This is a genomic window from Allofournierella sp. (assembly GCF_017889395.1).
Lineage (GTDB): Bacteria > Bacillota > Clostridia > Oscillospirales > Ruminococcaceae > Allofournierella.
The window spans coordinates 1-3622 of the sequence record NZ_JAGHKE010000133.1; the positions used below are offsets into that span (position 1 = coordinate 1).

2 protein-coding genes and 1 pseudogene are annotated in these 3622 nt (G+C 59.5%); all 3 read right to left on the reverse strand.

What is annotated here, in order from left to right; all coding sequences use genetic code 11:
- Window positions 1–627 (reverse strand): ABC transporter permease (locus J7G73_RS12615; protein ID WP_367114007.1); only part of this gene is annotated, 627 nt, incomplete at its 3' end.
- Between the two features lie 75 nt (window positions 628–702).
- Window positions 703–2289 (reverse strand): ABC transporter substrate-binding protein, encoded by a 1587-nt coding sequence (locus J7G73_RS12620; RefSeq protein WP_291246518.1) that lies wholly within the window; start codon window positions 2287–2289, stop codon window positions 703–705.
- Between the two features lie 298 nt (window positions 2290–2587).
- Window positions 2588–3622 (reverse strand): annotated as a pseudogene (locus J7G73_RS12625) (hypothetical protein); the annotation flags it as partial.

The window sequence follows — 3622 nt, forward strand, 5'->3', positions numbered from 1 at the left end:
GACTGACGCGGTGCCGGTGATGCTGAGGGCCAGTGCCGGAAGGATCGCATGGCGCAGACGATCCGCCAGTGTGACAGCGGTGGCTTCCAGCCCGATGGGCACACTGAGACCCACCGGCAAAAGCTTGAGCCAGACGCCGAAGATCATCAATAAAAGCAGCGCCACCCAGAAGGCGGGGGTGCTGGCAATGAGCATGGACCAGCCCCGAATCAGCTTATCCGGCCAGCGGCCCTGGGTGGCCCCGGCCAGCACGCCCAGACCGAAGCCCAGCAGACCGGAGATCACCCATGCCAGCACCAGCAGCCAGATGGAATTCGCCAGCTTCGCGCCAATCACCGTGAGCACCGGCTGGCGATAGAGCAGCGAAACGCCGAAGTCTCCCTGCAGCATACCGCCCACCCAGGCCGCAAACCGTTCCAGGGGCGGGGTGTCCACGCCCCAGTATGCCTGAAGGCGCTGGATTTGCTCCGCGCTCATGCTGCCCATCGCCGCCTGGCCCACATTCTGCTGCAGCGGGTCGATGGGAGACAGACTCAGCAGCACAAAGGCTGCCAGGCTGGCGCAGAAGATCAGCAGCAGCATCCGGATCAGCTGCCTGACCGCCATGCGGGCCATTCGTTTTGCCATAAAAACTTCTTCTCCTTTTTCCTAACGGGCAGCCGCACTGCCCCGTTCAAAGCAATGCGGCCGCTTTGTCTTCGGTCAGGCCTGGTTCCAGGTCCACTGGTCCACGTTGTTCACCAGCGACCAGCCGTGGCCATGGGGGTGCAGCTTCTGCTGGGCCACTTCCAGATTCTGATTTACCCAGTACAGATGATCCACATTCACCATCCAGACCCAGGGCACGTCGTTCACGATCTCCTCCGACTGGGCCTGCTGCCACAGCGCGTAGGACTCTTCCAGATCGCTGCTGGCCAGCGCCTGGTCCATCAGCTCATCCACCCGGGCATTGGCATAGGGGGAATACCGAGCCAGCTCGCCCACCGTGTGGTAGATGTTGTACATTTCCATGGGGCTGTGGGTTCCCCAGCCCCAGACCAGCGGAGTGTTCTGGGCCCGGTCATAGGCGGCATCCCAGCCCACGCCCTCGGTGCTGGTCTGGATGCCCAGCTCCGCCAGCTGGTTGGCCATGTCGGCCGCAAGTGCCTGACGGGTGGAGTCGCCCATGGGGTACAGCAGGTTCAGACTGGCGGTCTGGCCGTCCTTCTCCCGCACGCCGTCACTGTTCAAGGTCCAGCCCGCTTCCTCCAGCAGGGCGGCAGCCTTCTGAGGATCGTAGGTCACCTCATCCGCCTCAGAATACCAGGGCATGCCGTCGCACACACTGTAGGCCGGGGTACCGTAGCCGTTGAGCACGTTATCGATCATTTCCTGCCGGTCAAAGCCGATGTTGATGGCCTGACGCACCCGTACATCCGCGGTGAAATCGTTGCCGATGCCGTTTTCTTCCTCCACTGCAGGCAGGTTAATGCCCCGGTTGTCCACGGTCTTCACGGCCATCAATTCAAAGCCGTCAATGGTCTGGTCCGTATAGGAAGCGGCGGTGTAGGCCACATCCACCTGACCGGCCTTGGCAGCAGCAAAGGCAGCATCCTCGCTCATGAAGAGGATGACAACCTTTTTCATCTTTACTTCCTCACCGTAATAATCCGGGTTGGCTTCCAGGATCACCTGCTGGCCCTTATCCCACTGCTTGAGAATATAGCGGCCGGAACCAACGGGATTCTGGCCATAATCCGGGCCATAAGCGTGCTCAGGAACAATGCCTACCACCGCCATGGAATAGGGCCAGGTGGAATAGGGCCGGTTCATGTGAAACACCACTGTGGTGTCATCCACTGCCTCAGCGCTGTCCAGCATGGTGAAATCGTTCACCGTGCTCTCTGCCTTTACTGTATTATAAGTAAAGGCCACATCCGACGCGGTGAGGGGCTCGCCGTCGGTGAACTTCACGTCATCCCGGATGGTGACCGTCCAGGTCAGGCCATCCTCGCTGACCTGCATGTCAGTGGCCAGGTCATAGCCAATGCTCATATCCGCATTGGTGACCACCAGTGTGCTCTGGATCAGCGGCTCATGTACATGCTCGCCCGCACCCCAACCATACGCCGGGTCAAAGCCGGATGCCGGTTCGGATTCCACATTCATTGCCACCACCACAGTGTCGGTCTGCTGCTGGCTGGCGGTGCTGGCCGCAGCTGTGGACTGGCTGGCCGTCTGGCCGCAGCCCGCGGCACCAATCGCCAGGCACAGGGCCATGACCGCTGCAAGGATTTTCGTTTTTTTCATGCTCGTCTTTCCTTTCCTTCGCTGAATTTGCCGCGCAGACGCACCCCGGATGGGCACAAAAAAAACCACGCAGGCAAAGAGCCCCGGCCATAACGTGCCGAAGCATCATGCCTTCGTGGCATTCAATTCGCTGTTGCAGAATTTCTCGCTTCTCCTTCGTGAAGAAGCAACAAAAATATATTAACATAAATTCGTGTGTATGTAAAGATACACGGAAGAAAAAGACGGCGGGCGCACCGCATATACGATACGCCCGCCGGTTACTTTTGTTATTTACGCTTTTCCCCTCTCCATTTGGTCATTCAACCGACTGATCAAACTGCAGATTGTCGAAGCTGGTCAGCTCCTGAGCCTGGCTGGTGCGGGGATAATACTCCACCTTTACCTGGTCTCCCGGCTGGGTAATGGCCAGCTCAGCGGACAAACTACCCTGCACGCTGAACAGCAGCTCGGGATGCTCGTTCAGCACCAGATAATAGGTGGAGCCGCTGCTGTTGTACTCGCTGCCGATGCGCTGCACGGTACCGGTCAGGCTGGTAAGCTCGCTGTTCACGTTGCCCACCATGGTGCTGCCGCCCGCACGCAGTGCCTTTTCGTAGCTCAGGCGTGCCTCGTCGATGGTATCGCCCACGCCCACGGTCTGGTAGTCCTCCACCGACACATACGCGTACTTTTTAATCAGGCCCTCGTTGTCCTTCAGGGTCATGAAGTAGGTGGGCCGGCTGTTCAGATTGACGATCAGCGGGAAGGCCGCCTGGTAGCCGTACTGCTGCACCTCGCCCTGGGCCGACTGCTGGGCCGCGGTCTCGGTGGCACCGCTGATGCGGTACAGGTGGGGTTCCTTGGTGACCATGTCCACCATCACAAAGCCGATGGCGCTCTCGTCGCCGCCCACGCTGGTCAGGCCGGTGAACAGATAGCAGCTGCCGTCGTTGTAGATCAGGGTCTCGCCGGGGCTGGTGCGGTATTTGTCCTTGTCGCTGAAGTTCAGATAACCGTGTACGTACTCGCCCTTGTTGTTCAGCTGGGTTACGATGAAGTCCTCCGGCTGAACACGGTCCACCCAGTCGGGCAGCTCTTCAATGCTGTAACGCTGGCTCTCGCCGGTGGAGCAGTTGAGCACCACCGCGCCGGTGGCCTCCGGCAGCGAGAAGCCCCGCAGGTATTTATAGGTAGTAATGACCCAATAGGGCTGGCCGGAATCGTCCAGCTCAAAGCTGTAGTCGGTCAGGCCGGTGAAGGGCGCGGCGGTAAAGCGGGCATAGAACAAAAGATTCTGCCACAGATATGCACCCGGCTGGTATTTAATGGTGTAGCCGTCCACATACTGCAC